Source organism: Streptomyces sp. NPDC048057 (assembly GCF_040653095.1).
GTDB lineage: Bacteria > Actinomycetota > Actinomycetes > Streptomycetales > Streptomycetaceae > Streptomyces.
Map to the genome: position 1 here is coordinate 1 of NZ_JBEZNF010000011.1, position 19,576 is coordinate 19,576.

Here is a 19,576-nt window from a genome sequence, read left to right on the forward strand (position 1 = left end):
TCGCAAGGCGGAGGAGGGAGTCGACGCGGTGGGGGTACCACCGTGCCCCCAGGGCACAGGGGGACGTCGGTGACCGACGACAACGCGGCGAGGGCACGCACCAGGGCACGACGGGCAGACGGGACTTTGAAGACACGACCTAGGAGGAGGGGTAGCCGAAGACGGGCCCGTCCTCGGGCGGGGGCGGTGGGGTCCGGGGAGGTGTGCTCGGCGGGGGCGGCACCGGCGACGGCGCGCCCTGCCCGTCCCGTACGGCGGTCTCGGGGGCGGCGCCGGCACCGGGCGCGGGGCCGTCCGTCGGGCCCGGGAGCGAGGGCTCCTCCGCCGGGGGCAGCGGCGGCGGCGCCTGACCTTGGGCCAGCCGCGCGCCCAGGACCTCCTTGATGACGTTGGCCGCGAGCCGGCGCGGCTCGTCGAGTTGGTGTTCCTCCAGCCCGCCGGGGCCGCCGCCGAGCGCTTGCAGCGCGACCTTGAGCTGGTTCTGGAGGGTCTGCAACTGGTCCTGGCGCAGGTTCTCCATGACGAGGCGGGCGTCTTCGGGGCGCCGGGCGAGCTGGAAGGCCATGGCGGCCGGCCCGCCGCGTTCCAGGTAGTAGGTGTAGTACGCGATCTTCTGCGCCTCGATCTCCTGGAACTCCAGCTCCTGGCGGCCCTGGGCCATCCGCCGCTGGTGTTCGAGCGCCTGCTGTTGGAGCTCGATGCCGTGCTGCTGCTGCCCCTGGACGAGGGCGCGTTCGGCGGCGAGTTCGTCCTCCCGCAGGAGCAGCGCCTGCTGGGGTTCGAGGCGCTGGCGCGCGAACTCGATGTCGCGCAGCTGACGGTCCTGTTCCAGGGCCGCCTCGTCGCGCCGGATCTGGAGGCTGCACGCGACGTCGAGCCCGCAGCGGACGCCCAGCGGGCCGGCGGCCTCGACGGCCTTGGCGACGTGGAGTTCGGCCGACGTGCCGTCCTGCATGGCGTAGGTGCGGAGCACGGGCCGTACGGCCAGCTCGACCAGGCGCTGCACCATGGCCGGCACGTTCCGCTCGCCGCTCGCGACGAACGCGGCAGGGTCGATCACCTGCCAGGTGCACCCCAGCGAGACCTCGAAGAGGAAGGCGTCGTTCTGGCTGGGGAGGGCGAGGACGGTGGTGGCCTCGTGGCGCCCCATGTCCACCTCGTACACGCTGGTCCAACGCCGGGTGGCGAGTTCCGTGCGGCCGGGCCGGTTCGGCGGCAGATAGGTGTCGAGGCCGCCTTGGGAGGTGGTGAAGACGAGGGCGTGGTCGATGCGCGTGGCGCGCAGCGGCTTGAAGCGGGACAGCTCCTGGATCGTGACCACCGGGTCGACGAGCACGGAGTGGCGGTGGGCTTCCTGCTGCCACTGGGGTGGCTGGTTCATCATGGTGAAGCTGCTCCTTGGCACGGTTCGAACGGCGGGCACCCGAGCGGGTGTTGCCGGAGGGTTTCGCCGAGCGGCGGGGACGCGGGGTGGGGCGGGCTCACCGGGTTCGCCGGTGCGCCGCATTCATCGGGGTCGCCGGTTCACCGGGACGCAGCGTCGGCGGGCGTACGGGCGCCGGTGGGCGGGGCGGACACGAGGGTGCGCAGCCGGACCGCCACGGCGGGCGGGCCGGACTCCCCCTCGCCGCGCAGGCTCTCCAGGAGGTAGGCGAGCCGTCGGTGGTCCTCCACGGAGACCGTGAGCAGGGGCAGCAGTTCGGCGAGCGCGGCCTCGGCCCCCCGGTCGTCCTCGGCGGAGCGGACCCACTGGCGCATGTTGTTCAGCCCGGACGCGGCGCACTGGGGGTCGTTGAGCACGCTCCGCCACAGGGCGGCGAGGTCACGGCGGACCAGCGCCCCGTCCGTGCCGGGTGTGCGGTCGGCGCGCCCGAACAGGTCGAGCAGGAGGGGCCGCCCGGTGCCCGCGGGGCCGTCCTTCGGGCCGCAGGCGTGCACCATGGCGCTCAGCACGAAGGCCCTGGTGGTGCCGTGCGTCAGCGGCGGCAGGGCGCCCCACAGCTCGGCGACCGCCGGCCAGTCGTCGCGCGCGGACGCGTCCTGCCCGGCGGCGAGCAGCAGCGCGGCGGCGGACTGGGCGAGGTCGTCGCGCTCCTGCGGCCAGCCGCGGGCGGGCCCGCCCCGGGCCTCCGCTTTGCGTGCGGCCTCGGTGAGCGCGGCGAACCCCTCCCTGGGGAAGGCGTCGCCGACCAGGGCGTAACTGCGGACGGCGGTCCAGCGCAGCCGGTGGTCCGGGGCGACGCACCAGTCCGCGAGGATCCGGGACACGTGCGGGGTGCCCAAATGGTGGGCGAGGGCCAGGGCGTTGGCCGCCGCGAGGCGGGCACGCATCCGCGGCTGCGCGGCCCAGGAGCGGATGAGGAGCGCCATCGTCGACGGCAGGTCGGCCTCCGCCATGACGGCGGCGGTGGCGGCGGCCCGGGTGCGAACGACGGGGCGGGGGTCGTCGGCGAGGCGACGCAGCCAGGCCACGAGCGCGGGCCGGGCGGAGGGGTGTCCCGTCCAGACCTCCCGCAGCAGGGCGATGGCGGTGAGCCGATCCCTGAACTGCACCTTCGTCTGGAGCACCGGGCCCCACTCGGTCTCCTCCGACTCCTGGTAGCGGTCGGCGAGCGCCTGCTCGACGCGCTGGGCGCTGGAGGTGCCGAAGACGGGGATGCGGGCCGGTTCCCCGGGGTTCTCGATGCGCTGGAGGAGGCCGAAGAGGATGTCGCTCAGCTCGGCGGTCAGCGGGTAGGGGGCTTCGTTGAAGGTGGCGAGGGCGATCAGGAACGCCTTGTCGTGGAGGGTGTGTTCCGTGCTGTCGAACCACTCCCGGACCTGGCGTTCGGCCGCGTGGTGACCGAAGGCGCCGAGGTCGGCCAGGGACACGGTGCCGCGGGCGTGGCCGGCGACGCGCCGGGCGAAGCCGGCGGTGTCGGCGACCGGCCGGTGGTGCGCGAGGACGGACCGGACCTCGGCGAGGGCGAGGAGTTCGTCCACGCTGCGTCCGGCCAGGTCCAGGTTCTTGAGGTGCCCGGCGAGCAGGGCGGCGGGCGCCGGCGGCTGCCAGGGCACGTGGCCCACGCCGCCGTGGATGACGGGGTGGGGGCCGACGACGAGGACGAGGTGGCTGCCGGTGGCCTTGAGGCGTTCGCTGAGGGCGCGGACGTGGTGTTCGCGCAGGGGGCGTTCGGCGCTGGTGGCGAAGTCGGCGACGAGGTGGCCGCAGCCTTCTCGGATCTCCGCGACGAGCCGGCCGGGCGGCAGCGCGGGGTCGAGGGACCGGTAGGAGCGGGAGCGCACCGCGCGGAGCAGCATGAGGGCGGCTGCCCTGCGGCCGGTGGTGGCCGGCCCGGCGAGGACGGCCAGGCCGTGGGCCGTGAGGTCGGCGAGGGCGAGGGCGAACGGACTGCCGGGCTGCCACGGCTCGTCGGGGCTCTCGGTGTGGTCCGGCGAGGTGCCGTCCGACGGTTCGTCGTCCGACGGTTCGTCGTCGCCCTCCGCGGGGGGATAGACGAAGTTCGCGGCGAGCGCCTCGACTTCGGCGCCGGGGATCTCTCCGGACCGCTCCTCGATGTCGCCGCCGAGGTGGTACTCCACCTTGCTGCCGCCGAGTATGACGTCCCCGGTGACCTGCCCGCCGCTCACGCCGTGCTGGTCGCCGCCGACGAGCGAGCCGCCGAGCCGGGCGGACTGCCCGAGCATGATGCCGGGGCTGTGCCGGTAGAGGTCGCGGCGGGAGTCCCAGGCGTGCTCCGTCTCCGCGTCGCCTTCGGTTAACTCCTCGGCCCCGGTGTCCGGTTCGCCGGCGCCGTCCGGTGCGGGCGGGCCGACGACGGGGTCTTCCGGGGGCGGTCCGTAACCGTCCGCGCCGGCCGGATGGTCCTGGGGCGCGTTCACGACCGGCCCCCGTCAGCGGTGCCGCCGCGGGACCCGGCGTCGCGTTCGGTCCGGGTACCGCCGAGGACCACGTCCCCGGTGACCTGCCCGCCGCTCACGCCGTGCTGGTCGCCGCTGACGAAGGAGCCGTGCACCACGGGCGCGCCGTGGAAGTGGAAGACGGCCCCGGCCGGCCGTTCCTGCGCAGCGGGTGCGGGGGTCGCGGCGGGGGTGGTGTCAGGTGCGGACCGGGCAGCGGGCGGGGTGGTGGGGGCGGACGCTTGGTCCGCCGTCGCCCCCTGGTGGATCCAGGCGGGCAGCACCCCGTCCTTCACGACGACGTCCGCGGGCCGGAAGTGCTCCGGCCGCACCCCGCGGTGTCCGTGCCGCACCACGCCCTCGTACACCAGGGCGCTCACCGCGAGGACGCAGTGCTCGTCCTGGCGTCGCGTCAGCGCGCTGCGCAGCACGTCGGCGTCGAGCAGTCGGCACGCCTGGTTGAGGTCGTGTCCGACGAGTCCCCCGATGGTGCCGGCGTGTGCGTCGTGGGCCACCTCGCCGGCGGCGAGGACGGTCCGCACCCGCATCTGGGCGCTGTCGGAGGCGAGCAGGTTGTGCTCGTGGAGGAGGTCCGGGAGGGTGCTGAGGAGCGAGCGCAGGAGCGCGGTCTTCGCCACGTCCCCGCTGATCAGCACGATCAGCCCGTCCCCGCGGTCCTCGCGGTACTGCTGGGTCGCTTCGACGCCGGCCGCCTCCAGGGTCTGGTCGGCGATCTTGTTCAGGGTGCGGCGCAGGACGACCTGCACCACGTCGTCGCGACGGCTGAACCGCTCGATGTCGAAGAGCAGGATGGTCCGGTTGACAGGCTCGCGCATGGCCGCCTTCCGTTGATGACACGGCCCGATGGGGCCTTGGGACATCGAAGAAGATGTCAGGGGCGGGGAGTTCGAGGCGACGGAAGTTAGCACACTCGGAATGTGACCGTGTGCACAGAACGAAGGCCCGGCCGGGTGGTCCGGCGCGGGCGGTCAGCCGTTGCCCAGGCTCGCCATCTGCCGCAGCACGTCGGGGCGTACGACGACGAGCCCGCGCCGACCGGTCCGTACGACGCCCCGGTCCCGCAGTTGCTTCAGCAGCCGGGCGACGGCTTCGCGCGAGGCGCCCACGGAGCCGGCGAGGTCGCTCTGGGTGAGCCCGGCCCTGAGCCGTACGCCGTCCTGCGACTCCTCGCCGTGGGTGCGGATCAGTTCGAGCAGCAGCAGGGCGAGCCGTTCCTGCACGGTGAGGGAGGCGAACTGCACCCGCCGCCGGTCGCTGTCGCGGGTGCGGTCGGCGGTCAGGGCGAGCAGTTTGCGGGCGATGCCGTGCCGTTCGTCGAGGAGCGCGCCGAAGCGGTCGGCGGGCACGGCGAGCGCTTCGATCCGTTCGAGCGCGGTGACGGTGGCCCCGCGCGGCCGTCCGCTGAGCAGGGCCTGTTCGCCGACGAGGTCGCCGGGGCCACGGAGCGCGAGGAGCGCTTCGTACCCGTTGGGCGCCGCGGAGGTCACCTTGGCCCAGCCGGAGAGGATGACCAGGACGTGGGTCGAGGGCTCGTGCTCGCGCAGCAGGACCTCACGGGCGGGGAAGGCCAGGGGGCTGCCGCTGTTCAGGAGCGCCTTGCGGTCGTCGGATTCCAGCCGGGCCAGGAACGGGACCTGGTCTTCGAACTGCATCAACTTCCCCTCCCCCGATGCCCCTTCGGACCGCACGCACGATCCTCGGAATGAGCCGGGAGGTTAGCGCATCCCGGCCGCGGCGGGAGGGGGCGGGCTCACAGCAGCGCGGGTGCGTGGAAGGCGCCGAGGCCGGAGGTGAGGTCGCGGTCCAGCCAGTAGCGGCGGGGTACGGCGAGCATCACGTCGACGCTGACGGCGAGGATGCCGGGGATGGCCGCCAACTCGTGGTCGACGAAGTGCGCCACCGCGGAGCGGTCGGTGACCAGCGCGGTGGCGAGGACGGACGGGTCGCTGGCGACGTGGGCGACCAGGCGCGTCTGCGGGAGCAGGTCGATGCGGCGCATCACTTCGGGGGTCTCGCCCGGGGCGACCCGCAGCCGGAGCATGAACGGGGTCTCGAAGCCGAGCCATTCCGGCACGACCTCCAGACGGGGTCTGACCCAGCCCTCGTCCAGGACCCGGCGGACGACGCGGTGGGCGGTGGAGGTGGCCAGCCCGGCCGTCCGCGCGATGCTCGCGGCGGAGGCGCGGCCGTCCTGGAGGAGCAGGGCGACGACGGTGCGGTCCGCTTCGCTGAGCGGCTTGGCCGGGGGCGTCGCGGTGGCGGTCGCGGTGGCCTCGGGTCGGGCGCCGACCAGGTGCAGCAGGTCGTCGCGTTCGGCGTCGGTGAGGGACTGGGGGTCCCAGGTGATGCCGCGGCGCAGGGTGCTGAGGGCGGGCAGGGCGTTCACCCGGCGGACCCCGCGGACGGAGAACATCCGGTCGATCGCCCGGCTGGTCTCCGCCTCGGAGGGGGCGTGGACGACGGCGTACAGGGGGTAGTCGCCGGAGATCTGCGCCATGAGCTGGAGGTGCGGCAGCTCGCGCAGACGGTGCAGGACGGCGAGCGGGGTGTCGCCGCTGATGTCGAGGAAGACGTGCACCGGCATCGCCGTGGAGTGCACGCCCCAGTCGGCCTGGCCGATGACCCGGACCATCCGGGCCTCGTGGAGCCGGTCGTAGCGGCGTTTGAGGGTGCTGGCGTCGGCGGCCAGGATCCCGCCCAGGTCGTCCCAGGTGGCCCGGGGTGCCAGATGCAGCGCGCCGATGAGACGCCGGTCGAGCTCGTCGAGGAGAGGGCGGGTCATGGCGCCTTACCTTAGCCCGCCAGTTAATCCCACCGTTATCTGCAAGGACTAGAGAATCTCTCACTCAGGTGCCATTGTTCGCAGGAACATCCTTCCCTTGTACGAAGAGGTACCGATGAGCGTCACCTCCGCCGAGCCTCGGCCGACCGAGCCGCAGTCGAGAGCCCTGCGCACCGCGTTCCGGTTTTTCGCGGCGATCGAGAAGGTCGGCAACAAACTCCCCCATCCCTTCTGGCTGTTCTGGATACTCGCGGGGGTCGTCGCCGTCCTCAGCGCCGTGCTCGCGGCCGTCGACGTCAGCGCCGTGCACCCCGGCAAGGGCGAGACCATCACGGTCAAGAGCCTGCTCAGCCACGAGGGCCTCACCATGGCCATCGAGGGGGCGGTCGACAACTTCGCGGCCTTCCCGCCGCTGGCCACCATCCTCACCGTGATGTTCGGCATCGTCGTCGCCGAGAAGAGCGGGCTGTTCTCCGCCCTGCTGCGCCGCATGGTCGAACGGGTGCCGGGCAAGTACCTCACCTTCGCCCTGTCGCTGACGGCCATGGTCAGCCATGTCGCGGGGGACGCCGCGTACTTCACCCTGGTGCCGATCGGCGCGCTGATCTTCCGCGCGGCAGGCCGCAGCCCGGTGCTGGGCTGCATCGTGGCGTACGTCTCGATCTCCGCCGGGTACAACGCCTCCCCGTCCCTGACCACCACCGACGTCCTGCTGTCGGGCATCTCCACCGCCGCCGCCCAGACCATCGACGCCGACTACGTCGTCACCCCGGTCGGCAACTACTTCTTCGGCATCGGCTCGTCGGTCCTGGTGGCCCTGGTGATCACCCTCGTCGTCGACAAGGTCATCGCGCGGCGCACCGACCTGGAGCCCGACGAGCCGGTGACCGCGCCGGACGCCGAGGAGCGCGAGGCGATCGAGGTCACCGCGCAGCAGCGGCGCGCGCTGCGCGCCACCGGGCTGGTCGCCCTCGGCTTCGTCGTCCTGCTGGTGGCGGCGATGGTGCCCGTCTCGTCACCGCTGCGCGGCGAGGGCGGCGGCATCGTGAACTCCCCGGTGATCGGCGGGATGGCGCTCGTCCTCGGGCTGTTCTTCGCGGTGGTCGGCACCGTCTACGGACGGATGACCGGCACCTTCTCCGCCCCTCGGGACATCATCGGCGCGATGGTCGACGGCACCCGGTCGATGGCGCCGATCCTCGTCCTCTTCTTCGCGATCTCCCAGTTCCTCGCCTACTTCAAGTGGACGAACATCGGGGACATCCTCGCCGTCAAGGGCGCCGAGACGCTGCGCGACCTGGACATGCAGGGCTGGACGGTGCTGGTCGGCATCGCCGTGCTGATCACCATCATGAACCTCGTCATCACCAGCGGCTCCGCGCTGTGGGCGCTGGCCGCGCCGGTGCTCGTCCCCATGCTGATGCTGATCGGCATCGAGCCGGAGACCACCCAGGCCGTCTACCGGGTCGCCGACTCCGTCACCAACTGCGTCACCCCGATGAGTCCGTACTTCGTGATGGCGCTGGGCTTCATCCAGCAGTACCGCAAGTCCGCGGGCATCGGCACCCTGGCCTCCTTCACGATCCCGATCGCCGCCGTCGTCTGGGTCGCCTGGATGGCGTTCTTCGTCGCCTGGTACCTGCTCGGCATCCCCTTCGGCATCAGCTGACCCCGCTCCCCCGCCCAGGCGTTCCCCACCCCGTACGAGAAGGCAGACCATGACCGCCGTACCCACAGCCGAACTCACCGCCCGCGCCCACGAGGCGTCGGCGGAGATCGTCGCCGACGTCCTCACCCTCGTCCACCACGAGACCGGCAGCTACGACCTGCCCGGCCTCGCCGCGGGCCTGGACCTGCTGCGCGAGCTGACCGTGCACCGGCTCGGCCCGCCCGAGCGCGAACAGCGCCACCCGGGCGGCGAGTGCGGCGACACCCTCACGCTGACCTACCCCGGCACCGGCCCCGGGCACGTCGCGCTGGTGGGCCACTACGACACCGTGTGGCCGACCGGCACCCTCGCCGGGTGGCAGCACCCGGCGCCGGGCGACGACGGCCGGGCGAAGCTGAGCGGCCCCGGCATCTTCGACATGAAGACCGGACTGGTCCAGGGCGTCTGGGCGCTCAAGCTGGCCCGGGAGTCCGGCGCGCCCGTGCCCACCGTCACCTTCGTCTTCAACGGTGACGAGGAGATCGGCTCGCTGTCCTCGCGGCCGGTGATCGAGGACGTCGCCCGGCGGGTCGACGCCACCCTCGTCCTGGAGCCGAGCGCCCACGGCGCGGTGAAGACCGCCCGCAAGGGCTCCGGGATCTTCCAGGTCACGGCCACCGGGATCGAGGCGCACGCCGGGCTCGCACCGCAGGACGGGGCGAGCGCCATCACCGCGCTGTCGGAGTTCGTGGTGGCCGCCGCAGCCGTCGCGGCGCCCGCCGTCGGCACCACGGTCAACACCGGGACGATCCAGGGCGGCTCCGCCACCAACGTCGTCGCCGGCCGGGCCACCGCGAGCATCGACATCCGGGTCAGCAGCGCGGCCGAACAGGCCCGCGTCGACGACGCGCTGGACGCCATCGAGGTCAGCGACCCCCGCGTCCGCATCGACGTCGACCACGCGTGGAACCGGCCGCCGATGACCCTGGGCGCCGCGTCCGCACCCCTGCTCGACCTCGCCCGCACGGTCGCCCGCGAACAGGGCCGCACCCTGTCCCACACCGCCGTCGGCGGCGCCAGCGACGCCAACTTCGTGGCCGCCCTCGGGCTGCCCGTGCTGTGCGGGCTCGGTGCCGTCGGCAACGGCGCGCACGCCCAGGGCGAGTTCATCTACCCCGACACCGTGCCCACCCAGACCGCGCTCGTCGCGGGGGTGCTCGGCCGGCTGGCGACGCCCCTGAGGGGCCCGGCCGCCGCCGGCTGACGCGCCGCGCGCCGAAGGGGGCCGGGGCTATATTCCGGACATGCTCGTGGATGCCGTGGCCCAGTCGATCGTCGACGACGTCGTGACCCGTCTCGGCGTCAGCGTGAACATCATGGACGAGCGCGGCGTCATCGTCGCCAGCAGCGACCGCACCCGGCTGGGCAGCGTCCACGAGGGCGCCCTGCGGGTGCTGCGCACCGGCGAGCCCCTGTCCCTGACGCGGGAGGCGGCCAGCGCGCTCGACGGCACCCGGGCGGGCGTGAACCTCCCCCTGCGGGTGGAGGGGCGCCTCGTCGGGGTCGTCGGCGTGCCGGGCGAGCCCGCGGAGGTCGGCGAGATCGCCCGGGCCGTCGCCCGGCTCGCCGAGCTGATGGTGATGCGCGAGACCTTCGCGGGCGAGGTGGGCTGGCGGCACCAGGTGCGCCGGCAGGTGCTGCGCGACCTGCTGGCGGACCGGCTCACCGAGGAGGGCTGGCGGCAGGGCCAGCAGCTCGGCGGCTGCCGGGTCGACCCGCCGTACACCCTCTTCGCCGTGCGCGCCGACGCCCTCGCGAGCGAGGAGGAGCCCCGGGAGCCGTACCGGCTGCTGGAGCTCGACGAGCGCTCCGCGCTGATCGCACCCGACGAGACCGGCACGGTCTGGACGGTGACCGGTGGCAGCGCCTCGGTCTCCCTGCGCTACCGGCTCACCCGGCTGTGCGAGGCGGACCCGGCGGCGGGGTTCCTCGAAGCCGGGCCGGCGGACGACTTCGCCGCCCTGCTGCACCAGGCGGGCCGGGCCCGCTTCGCCGTGCGCCGCCACTTCACCGGGGCCGTCCGCCTCACCGACGTCGAGCTGCCCGTACTGCTCGCCCGGCTCGACCCCGAGGTGCGGTCCGCCGCCGCGGAACGCGTGCTCGGCCCGCTCTCCGCCGAACTCCGCCGCACCCTGCGCGTCTACTTCGCCAGCGACTGCAACGCCGCCGAATCCGCCGAACGGCTCCGGGTGCACCGCAACACCCTCGCCTACCGGCTGCGCCGGATCAGCGAGCTCACCGGCAAGGATCCCAAGGTCTTCCAGGACGCCGTGGCGCTCCAGGTGGCACTGCACCTGTGCGACATCGACTGAGCGTCCGCGTGAGCGTGAGCGCCCCCGCACTTCCGCCGGTGCTTGTGCACCGCGCATAAAAGCGGGCGGTGAACGGCGGATGAAATCCGTTCACCGGGCCAGTATTCGCCGGTGACGGAAGCGCCTAGAGTGCCGACACGGCTCATCGAGAGCCCGTTATCGCACCCCTTCAGACCCTTCTTCGGAAAAGGAGCACTTCCTGTGCGTGTCGTCCTCGCTCCTGACTCCTTCAAGGGCAGCCTGTCCGCCGCGACCGTCTGTGCCGCGATGGCAGCCGGTGTGCTCCGCGCCCTGCCCGGCGCCGAGGTCGTCCGGGTGCCGATGGCGGACGGCGGGGAGGGCACGCTGGACTGCATCGGCGCGGTCACCGGCGGCTCGGAGGTGCGGCTGGACGTCAGCGGTCCCCTCGGCGCCCCGGTCTCCGCCCGCTATCTGCTCGCCCCCGACGCCTCGTCCGCCGTCGTCGAACTGGCCTCGGCCTCCGGCCTGCCGCTGCTCGACCCGGCGCGGCTCGACCCGCTGCGCGCGGACACCGCCGGCACGGGCCGGCTCATCGCCGACGCCGTCGCGCGGGGCGCCCGCTCCGTACTCGTCTGCGTCGGCGGCAGCGCCAGCACCGACGGCGGCACGGGGCTGCTGCGCGCCCTCGGCGTACGGTTCCTCGACGCCGACGGGAGCGAGCTGCCGCCCGGCGGCGGCACCCTCGTCGACCTCCACCGCGTGGACGTCTCCCAGGTGCCCGCCGAGGTGCGCGCCACCCGGTTCCACATCGCCTGCGACGTGACGAACCCGCTGGTCGGCCCGCGCGGCGCCGCGGCCGTCTTCGGCCCCCAAAAAGGCGCGGGCCCGGCCGACGTCGACCTCCTCGACCGGGGTCTGACCCGGCTCGCGGACGTCCTCGCCGACCAGCTCGGCACCGCGGTGCACGACCTGCCCGGCGCCGGGGCGGCCGGCGGCACCTGCGGCGGCATGCTCGCCGTCCTCGACGCCACCGCCCAGCCCGGCTGCGAACTCGTCGCCCGCAGCGTCGGTCTGCCCGAAGCCCTGGCCGGCGCGGACCTCGTCCTGACCGGGGAGGGGCGGTTGGACCGGCAGAGCGCCGACGGCAAGGTCGTCTCCCACGTCGCGGCGCTCGCCGCGGCCCGGGGCGTCCCCGCGGTGGCGCTCGCCGGTCAGGTGGTCCCGCCGCTGACCGAGTTGTACGGGCTGGGCCTCACCGCTGCGTTCAGCATCGCGGACGGCCCGCGCACCCTCGACGCCATGACGGCTTCGGCCGCCGAACTGCTGGCGCACGCGGCGGAACAGACCGTACGGCTGCGCACCGGCTGAGCCGCCCCTCCGCCCGGTCCGCCGAACGGACCGCCCCCCGTACACGACTCCCCGTACGCAGTCCCCGTGTACGCACGTCCCCCTCCGTGCCCGGGCCGTGCCGGCCCACGGCCCCGGGCACGCCGCCACCCCGCTAGGAGTCCCATGAGCACCGCCGGTCCCGCCCTGCTCGCCGCCCTGGCCGCGAGCATCGGGCTGATCATCCTGCTGTGCGGACGGTTCCGTCTGCACCCCTTCCTCGCCATCGTGCTGTCCACGTACGTCTTCGGGCTGCTGGCGATGGGCGTCGGCGCCGCCACCGGTGCCGACCGGAAGTTCGTCGACGACCTCGCCGGCACCATCGCGGAGGGCTTCGGCTCGATCCTCGCGAGCATCGGCCTGGTGATCCTCTTCGGCACGATCATCGGCAAGGTGCTGGAGCGCACGGGCGCGGCCGTCACCCTCGCCGAGGGCGTCCTCAAGGTCGTCGGCAAACGGCATCCGGCGCTCGCCATGTCCCTGATGGGCTGGGTCGTCTCGGTGCCCGTCTTCTGCGACTCCGGTTACGTCGTGCTCTCGCCGCTCCAGCGCTCGATCGCCCGCAAGACCGGCAAGAACCCCGTCGTCCTCGGCACCGCCCTGGCCACCGGCCTGTACGCGTCGCACACCTTCGTGCCCCCGACGCCCGGCCCGATCGCCGCCGCCGGCAACGTCGGCATCGGCTCCGACGGCCTGATCTGGGTCATCCTCTTCAGCATCCCGGTCTCCCTCGTCGCGGCGATCGCGGGCCTGGTGTGGGCGCTGCGCCGCACCGGTGACCTGGAGAGCAAGCTGCCGGACGCGCGCCAGACCTTCGAGGAGTACAAGGCGCAGTTCGACCGGCTGCCCTCGATGGGCAGCGCGCTGGCCCCGATCCTGGTCCCGATCGTGCTGATGGCGATCGGCTCCGTCGCCGCCTTCCCGTCCGGCGGCGGCACCCTCGTCGACGGCGCCTTCGGCGCGTTCCTCACCGACCTGGGCGACCCGGTGAACGCCCTGCTCATCGGCGTGCTGCTGGCGCTCGCCCTGCTGCCGCCGAAGCGCGACGCCAAGGCCCTGACCACCTGGGTCGCCGAGGGCCTGGTGGACGCCGCGCCGATCCTCGTCATCACCGGCGCCGGCGGCGCGTTCGGCGCGGTCATCAAGGGCACCCCGATCGCCGACTACATCGCCTCGCTCATCGGCGACGGCTCCGCGGTCAGCGGCGTCACCGCGCTCCTGGTCCTCTTCGGTCTCGCGGCGCTGCTGAAGACCGCGCAGGGCAGCAGCACCGCCGCGCTGATCATCACCTCCACCCTGGCCCAGCCGCTGCTGCCGGCGCTCGGGCTCGACGGCACCATGGGCTCCATACCGATCGGCCAGGTCATGGCCGTGCTCGCGATCGGCGCCGGTGCGATGGTCGTCAGCCATGTGAACGACTCGTACTTCTGGGTCGTCTCCCAGTTCTCCGGCATGGACGTGAAGACCGCCTACCGTGCGCAGACCGCGGCCACCCTCGTCCAGGGCCTCACCGCGCTCGCCTTCGTCCTCGCGCTGGGCGCCGTGGTGCTGTAGGACGCGTCCCACAGCGGGCCCCCGAGTACCGGACTAGGCTGGGAGACGGACTCGGGGGCTTTCCTGGCCAGGAGGCGAGTGACCATGGCTGGGCTGGTGATCCGTAACTTCGCCGCCGCCGACGAGACGCGGCCCTTCGAAGCCGGCAAGGGCAAGTTGGACCTGCTGAACACGGCCGGCGGCCCCGTCGGCCGGGCCGTCTTCGAACCCGGCTGGCGCTGGTCGGAGCACGTCAAACCGTTGGCGGGGACCGACAGCTGTCAGTCCGCCCACACCGGTTACGTGGTGAGTGGCCGCATCAAGGTCGTCATGGACGACGGGGAGAGCGCCGAGGCGGGACCGGGCGACTTCATCGAGATCACGCCCGGGCACGACGCCTGGGTCGTGGGGGACGAACCCTGCGTGGCGATCGACTGGACCGGGTACGGCGACTACGCGAAGCCCGCGTGAGCGGCCGTCGCCCGGAGGAAGAGGCTCGGGGCCGGGGGTGATTCCCCGGCCCTCTGCCCTCCGCTGCGCGGTCAGCCGGCGAGCTGACGCACCGCGGCCAGCAGCCGTGCCGCCTGGGTGACCCGCGCCGACGAACCGCCCTGGGCCGCCACGTCGGCGAGCCCGGTGGCCAGGTCCCCGTCCTTCTGCGCGTCCTTCTGTGCCGTACGGTCCGCGGCTCCGGGCTCCGCGCCGTCCCCCTCGCCTCGGCTGGGGGCGCAGCGTTCCGCGCAGTCGGCCGCCACTTCCAGCAGCTCCCCGAGGGCCCGCACGGGCGGTCGGGCCGGCAGCAGCGCCGGCAGCGCCGCCGCCAGGACGGCCCACGTCGTCTCGTGCGCGCCGGTGGCCGCGGCGGTGCGGGCGGCGTCCGCGAGCCGGTTGGGCTTGAGTTCACCGCTGACGACCCGTTCGCCGACGAGCCGGCCCAGCAGCTCCGGGTCGAGCTGCCGGCGCGCGGCGAGCGTCAGCAGGGTGTCGACCGCGGCCAGCCGCACCTCCTGGTCGGGCGCGCCCAGAGCGGTCACCACCGCCCGGTGCAGCGGCGGGCCGGCCACGCCCTCGCCCTCCCCTTCGGCGAGCAGCGGCAGGGAGCCCATCAGACCGCGCCACTCCCAGCGCCCGGCGCCCCGGGTGCAGAGGTGGTCCAGCAGCGCCAGCACCCACGCGGCGACCGCGTCGCGGTGGTGCGGCAGGGTCGCCACCCAGCCCGGGGTGAGCTGGGTGAAGTCGTGCTGGCCGTCCGGACAGCGGTACGAGTGCAGATGGCCGGTGTCGACCGGCCTGCTCAGCCAGCGAGCGTGTGAGGGCAGCAGCCGTCGGGCCTTCAGCAGGTCCCGGGTGCGGTCCGCCAGGGCGCGGGCGCCGCGCGCGGTCTGCTCCAGCAGCGTCGACGTCGGGGGCTGGCCGTCGGGCCAGACCGGCTCCCTGGGCTTCTTCGCGCCGTCGGGATCGCCTTCGGGCCGTTGCAGGGCGACCAGCTCCGGCCAGGTGTCGTCCAGCCAGGTCGCGAGCCGGTCGCCCTCGTCGGTCCCGAGGAGCGCGGCTTCCTGCGCCGCCGGTCCACCGCTGGCCGGCGCGACGCGCAGCAGCGCCTGGGTGAAGTCCACGGGTTCGGGCCGCACGCCGAGGCGCTGGTACTCCCGCAGGCGCTCCACCAGCACCTCGGCGTCGAGCGCCCCGGTCTCCCAGGTCGGGGTGGCGAGCAGCAGCGGCAGCGGGTCGGTGCGCAGCCGCCAGGCCACCTCGGCGAGCCGTCCGCGCAGAACGGCGCCCATGCCGTTGACGGGGCAGACGTCGGAGGCGGTGCTCTGGGCGTGGACCTTGCGGACCGTCTCCAGCGCGATGGTCCCGACGCCCGCGGCAAGCACTTCCCGCAGCCCGGTCACTCCGTACGGGAGGGGGTTGCCGTGGCCGGGGTTGCTGAACCACCACGCGTCCTCGAAGCTCTCGCGCACGGCCGTGACGAGCGGCTGCCGATCCTGGTACGCCAGTCGGACCAGTCCGTCCAGGGCCCGCTCGAAGGCGACGGCGGTCGGCTGCGTGGCGACGGCCGCCACCAGCTCGGAGATCAGCTCGGGCACGGAGGATGCGGGTGCCTGGGCGCGCCGGCGGACGGGGGCGGCGGGCAGTGTCTCCGCCTCGTACGCCGTGGACTCGTCGGCGAGCGGCGTGCCGAGCAGCTCCGCCGCGGTCCGTCGGTGCACGGTGCCGAGGAGCAGCGCGGATTCCGCGAGCGCCAGCCGGGTCGCCGTGTCGACGGCGGGCAGGTGACGGGCCACCAGCTTCAGGGCCCGCTCCTGCGCGGCGGCGTCCGCGTGGCCGAACGCCCCGCCGACCGAGTGCAGGAGGGTGCCGACGGCGTCCTGGTCCTTGGCGCGCGCCCGGGCCGTCAGCACCTTGCCCAGCAGGATGAGCTGGTCGCGTACGAGCTTCTTCTCGGGCCGGAAGAACACGGACTCGCACGCCTCGGCCAAGGTGGCGTCCGGGAGCCGGCCGTCGAGCGCGAGGCGGCCGAGCACGCCCTGGGCGTGGGCGGCGACCTGGGGGACGCCGTCGGCGGCCATGCCCATCCAGTCGGGGATCCGGGCGGCCTCCTCTTCGGGGGTGAGGGCGAGCTGCTTCAACACGGCGAGGGCGAACCGCAGGTCCTGCGGCCGGCCGCCACGCAGCAGTCGGGCGACGCAGTGGTCCACCAGCTCGGGTCGGGCCATCGCACCGCACTCGGCGAGTCGGGCCAGCGCCTGCGGCCAGTGGTGCGGCTTGTCGGGCTCGGCGAAGTCCAGCACGTCCACCGGTATCTCGGGCAGCTCGAACAACCGGCCCACCAGGGTGGAGACCTGCGGCTCCTGGAGGATGCCGCGCATCAGCAGTCGGCGCTCCGTCAGATGGCGGGCCCAGCCGCGGACGTAGCCGTCGCTGGTGGGCACCGGACAGCCGGCGACGTCCACCAGCTCCCGGATCAGGGCGTAGTCCTCCTCGCCGGTGGAGGTGCGGGCCGCCAGTCGGTGGGCCAGGTCCGCGAGCCAGGCGGGGTCCCGCTCGGAGAGCACCTGCACCAGCGGCGGCAGCACCGGCATCTGGGCCGGGCCGCGGGGCAGCCGCAGGTCACGGGCGCCGATCCAGGCGGCAGCGGCGGCGGCGCCGGTGTGGCAGGCGGCGCCCGCGACCAGCAGCGCCATGCTGATCTTCCCGCGCTTCTTCCACGCCTCCCAGTCCTCCCAGTCGCTGTTGCGCTGTTCGTTGCGCAGGGACTTGAGTTCGTGCAGCAGTTCCTTGCGTTCGGCGGGCGTGAGCGGGGCGAGCCGCTTCACCAGCTCTTGCAGTTGGTGGCCGCGTACGGCGTCCATCACCTCGTTCATCTGGCGCCTCCCGCCGTCTCGATGCCGAGCGCGCCGGTGGACGCGGTGGCGCCGGGTGCGGCGTCCGGTGACGCGGTGGCGCCGCGCCGGACCATGCGGACGGCCAGCGCGTGCTTGCAGGGCCCCCGTCCGCCCTGGTGCTCCGCCCACCAGGCGCAGGTGCACCACAGCCGTCCGGCGCGCTCGCCGACCCGGTAGGTCCGGTCGCCGGAGACCACCGAGGCCGGCTCGCTGCCGGCGCCGAGGCGCACCGCCCCGGCCGCCACCAGCTCGCGGGCGTTCACCAGTCGGGGGTTGTGCTTCTCCGTGCGGCGGGCGTCATAGGGCAGCTCGCGGTGGAAGTAGGCGGCGTCCGCGACGTCGTACCCCACCCGGCCCGCGGTGCCGAGGCGCACCAGTGCCGCCCGGACCCGCCCGACCGGCAGTCCGGAGCGCTCCGCCAGCTCCGTCGGGTCGATCGTCGGCTCCCAGGCCAGCAGCACCGAGATCAACTCGGCGTCCCCGGCGGCCTCCTCCGTCGCGAGCGCCTCCAGGACCCCGCCCTCGCCGGAGAAGCCGCGGGCGGTGTCCGGCGACAGGGTCAGCGTCAGCCGCATGCCGGGCAGCTCCACCTCCCAGGCGGACGGGGTGCGGTCGTGGCCGGTGCCGGCCGGGGCGTACACCCGCAGGGCGGTGGCGTGCCGCAGCACCCGGTGCAGCGCGGTCAGCCGCTCGGGGCCGGGGAGCCGGACCGCGCCGTCGGTGGGCCGGGTGGTCGGGCGCAGGGTACGGCCCGTGGGGACCATCCAGGTCGCGTTCCGCGAGGCGCGGCCGGTCGTCCGGGGCAGGGTGCGCAGGAAGCGCACCGCTTCCAGGCCGGTCAGCTCCGCGCGCAGGTCGAAGCCGGCGGTGGCGACCTGTGCCTCGGCGAACCCGCGCAGCCAGCGGTCCGGCAGCGGGACCTTCTTCTCCACGACGGACCCGTCCTCGGTGGTGACCGCCAACTCGTCCGGGCCCACCCGCAGGTGCATCGGGCTGTCCCCGGTCATCCGGGAAAGCGCCTCCCGCAGCGGATTGTTCACGTCCACGTTGGTGGTGCCGTGTCCGGTCTCCGCCCCGTCGAGCCCGTCGCTCAGCACGTCGAGCCGGGCGTACACCCCGCAGCAGCCGGAGAAGGACTCGAACCGCAGGCGGTCGCCGTTGCCCGTCACCACCGGGTCGAGCAGCGGCCGCGGCGTGGGGTCGGTGTAGCGCGCGGCGGCCACGTCGGCGACGGCCAGCAGGGCGCGGGCCGCGGCCTGCGGTGCGGCCAGGAAGCCGGAGAAGAAGGTGGGGTGGGCCTCGGCGCCGGTCGGGGTGAGCCCTCCGGAGGTCTCCAGGCCGAGGAGGCTGCCGTCCGCCCGGGACTCCAGGGCGGAGGAACGGGCGTAGGCGAGCGCCTGCGTTGTTCGCGTCATGGGGCCAGACCGTAGGACCCACCACTGACAACGGCCCAGGCCCGTAGGAAACTTCGCAGGTCGGGCGGGGTGCGCCCGAGTTACGGAGGCATGCGCTCCGGTGGTGGGGCGCTGGCCGGCGACATCCGTACGGGCGGCGTCGGGGACGTTGGCGCTCAAGGTGTTCGGCCGTTCGCGGCCGACCGGCGAGGAGCCGGCCGGCCCCGTCGCCGAAGTCTCCGGCGTCGGCCCCTTGTGCCGACGGTGCCGCGTCTGCCAGATTCTCCGCAGCCACATGTGTCATGGACGCAACAAGTACCCCTTGCTGCGTCCGCCCCCTCCTGCGCACCCCAGCAGGGCTCCACCCCCACACGATGGAGAAGACCACGTGCGTATCACCCGACTCATACCCGCGCTCGCGACCGCCGCGCTCTCCGTAGTCGCCCTCGCCCCCACCGCCGCGGCCCAGTCGCCCGAGCCGGCGCCGGCCACGAAGAGCGCGCCGAGCGGAGACGTCGGCACCAAGGCCCTGCCGATCATCGGCGGCGGCTACGCGAGCGACGCCCCCTGGGCGGCCCGGCTGTTCTCCAACGGCCGGCAGACGTGCAGCGCCACGATCATCGCGCCCACCTGGATCCTCACCGCGAAGCACTGCGTCACCGGCGGCGGCCTGTCGTTCCGCATCGGCAGCCTCGACCAGAGCAGCGGCGGCACCGTGGCCAACGCGTCCGGCGTCTACAACCACGCCTCGTCCGACCTCTCCCTGGTCAAGCTCGACCGCTCCGTCTCGGCGACCTACGCCCGCCTCGGGCAGCCCGGCTCGGTCTCGGTGAACCAGACGGTGCAGGTGTACGGCTGGGGCGCCACGTCCCAGTGCGGCTCCGAGATCAACTGCCAGTCCCGCTACCTGAAGGTCGCCAACGTCGTCGTGACCGGCGGCTGCCGCGACGCGTACAACGGCTCCGCGATCTGTGCCCGCCGCGGCGACGGCATCACCGCGGGCGGCGACTCGGGCGGTCCGATGATGGCCAACGGCATCCAGGTCGGCGTCGCCTCCACCAGCGACCGGCAGACCATGACGGCGTACACGAACGTGACCGCGTACCGCTCCTGGGTCCAGTCGATCGCCGGCGTCTGAGCGAACCCCGGCCTCACGCCCGAAGGTGGGGCCCGGCCCAGGCGCCTGGGCC

The 19,576-nt window shown here is 73.9% G+C and carries 14 protein-coding genes; 7 read left to right on the forward strand and 7 right to left on the reverse strand.

Translation table 11 applies throughout. The annotated features are described in order from the left end of the window. Positions 1-139 precede the first annotated feature (139 nt). The 5 genes from AB0E05_RS14605 to AB0E05_RS14625 all read right to left on the reverse strand — a co-directional run bounded on the left by AB0E05_RS14605 (position 140) and on the right by AB0E05_RS14625 (position 6,703). Complete coding sequence (locus AB0E05_RS14605) at positions 140-1,384, reverse strand: PE-PGRS family protein (RefSeq protein WP_361963062.1); 1,245 nt, start codon at positions 1,382-1,384, stop codon at positions 140-142. Positions 1,385-1,524: 140 nt separating this feature from the next. Continuing rightward, a complete protein-coding gene (locus tag AB0E05_RS14610) occupies positions 1,525-3,882 on the reverse strand; it encodes a hypothetical protein (RefSeq protein ID WP_361963064.1) in 2,358 nt (785 codons plus the stop codon). After that, a complete protein-coding gene (locus tag AB0E05_RS14615; protein ID WP_361963066.1) occupies positions 3,879-4,736 on the reverse strand; it encodes a hypothetical protein in 858 nt (285 codons plus the stop codon). Before AB0E05_RS14615 ends, AB0E05_RS14610 begins: the two co-directional genes overlap by 4 nt. 153 nt (positions 4,737-4,889) lie before the next feature. Continuing rightward, positions 4,890-5,573, reverse strand: a complete 684-nt coding sequence (locus tag AB0E05_RS14620) for a Crp/Fnr family transcriptional regulator (RefSeq protein WP_361963068.1) — start codon at positions 5,571-5,573, stop codon at positions 4,890-4,892. Positions 5,574-5,671: 98 nt separating this feature from the next. Then, on the reverse strand, positions 5,672-6,703 hold the full coding sequence (locus AB0E05_RS14625) for an Lrp/AsnC family transcriptional regulator (protein WP_361963070.1): 1,032 nt from the start codon (positions 6,701-6,703) through the stop codon (positions 5,672-5,674). Positions 6,704-6,818: 115 nt separating this feature from the next. On the opposite strand from AB0E05_RS14625, the gene AB0E05_RS14630 reads away from it, so the two are divergent. The 6 genes from AB0E05_RS14630 (at position 6,819) to AB0E05_RS14655 (ending at position 14,074) form a co-directional block, all read left to right on the forward strand. Beyond that, positions 6,819-8,372, forward strand: a complete 1,554-nt coding sequence (locus AB0E05_RS14630; protein WP_361963072.1) for an AbgT family transporter — start codon at positions 6,819-6,821, stop codon at positions 8,370-8,372. A 49-nt stretch (positions 8,373-8,421) separates the two neighbouring features. Next, a complete protein-coding gene (locus AB0E05_RS14635; RefSeq protein ID WP_361963074.1) occupies positions 8,422-9,615 on the forward strand; it encodes a M20 family metallopeptidase in 1,194 nt (397 codons plus the stop codon). Positions 9,616-9,655: 40 nt separating this feature from the next. Then, positions 9,656-10,723 carry a sugar diacid recognition domain-containing protein gene (locus tag AB0E05_RS14640; protein ID WP_361963076.1) on the forward strand — a complete coding sequence of 356 codons (1,068 nt, stop codon included), beginning with the start codon at positions 9,656-9,658 and terminating at the stop codon, positions 10,721-10,723. A gap of 201 nt (positions 10,724-10,924) precedes the next feature. After that, on the forward strand, positions 10,925-12,052 hold the full coding sequence (locus AB0E05_RS14645; protein WP_361963079.1) for a glycerate kinase: 1,128 nt from the start codon (positions 10,925-10,927) through the stop codon (positions 12,050-12,052). A 144-nt stretch (positions 12,053-12,196) separates the two neighbouring features. Continuing rightward, positions 12,197-13,624, forward strand: a complete 1,428-nt coding sequence (locus tag AB0E05_RS14650; RefSeq protein ID WP_361963081.1) for a GntP family permease — start codon at positions 12,197-12,199, stop codon at positions 13,622-13,624. A gap of 84 nt (positions 13,625-13,708) precedes the next feature. Beyond that, positions 13,709-14,074, forward strand: a complete 366-nt coding sequence (locus AB0E05_RS14655) for a cupin domain-containing protein (protein ID WP_361963083.1) — start codon at positions 13,709-13,711, stop codon at positions 14,072-14,074. A gap of 71 nt (positions 14,075-14,145) precedes the next feature. On the opposite strand, the gene AB0E05_RS14660 is transcribed toward AB0E05_RS14655, so the two are convergent. Both AB0E05_RS14660 and AB0E05_RS14665 read right to left on the reverse strand, forming a co-directional pair. Continuing rightward, a complete protein-coding gene (locus AB0E05_RS14660; protein WP_361963085.1) occupies positions 14,146-16,971 on the reverse strand; it encodes a DUF6493 family protein in 2,826 nt (941 codons plus the stop codon). Beyond that, entirely contained in the window at positions 16,968-18,407 is a 1,440-nt protein-coding gene (locus AB0E05_RS14665) for an SWIM zinc finger family protein (RefSeq protein ID WP_361963087.1), read from the reverse strand. Before AB0E05_RS14665 ends, AB0E05_RS14660 begins: the two co-directional genes overlap by 4 nt. Positions 18,408-18,774: 367 nt before the next feature. Here AB0E05_RS14665 and AB0E05_RS14670 point away from each other — a divergent pair, with 367 nt between their 5' ends. Beyond that, entirely contained in the window at positions 18,775-19,524 is a 750-nt protein-coding gene (locus AB0E05_RS14670) for a trypsin-like serine protease (protein ID WP_361963090.1), read from the forward strand. The last annotated feature ends 52 nt before the right edge of the window (positions 19,525-19,576 follow it).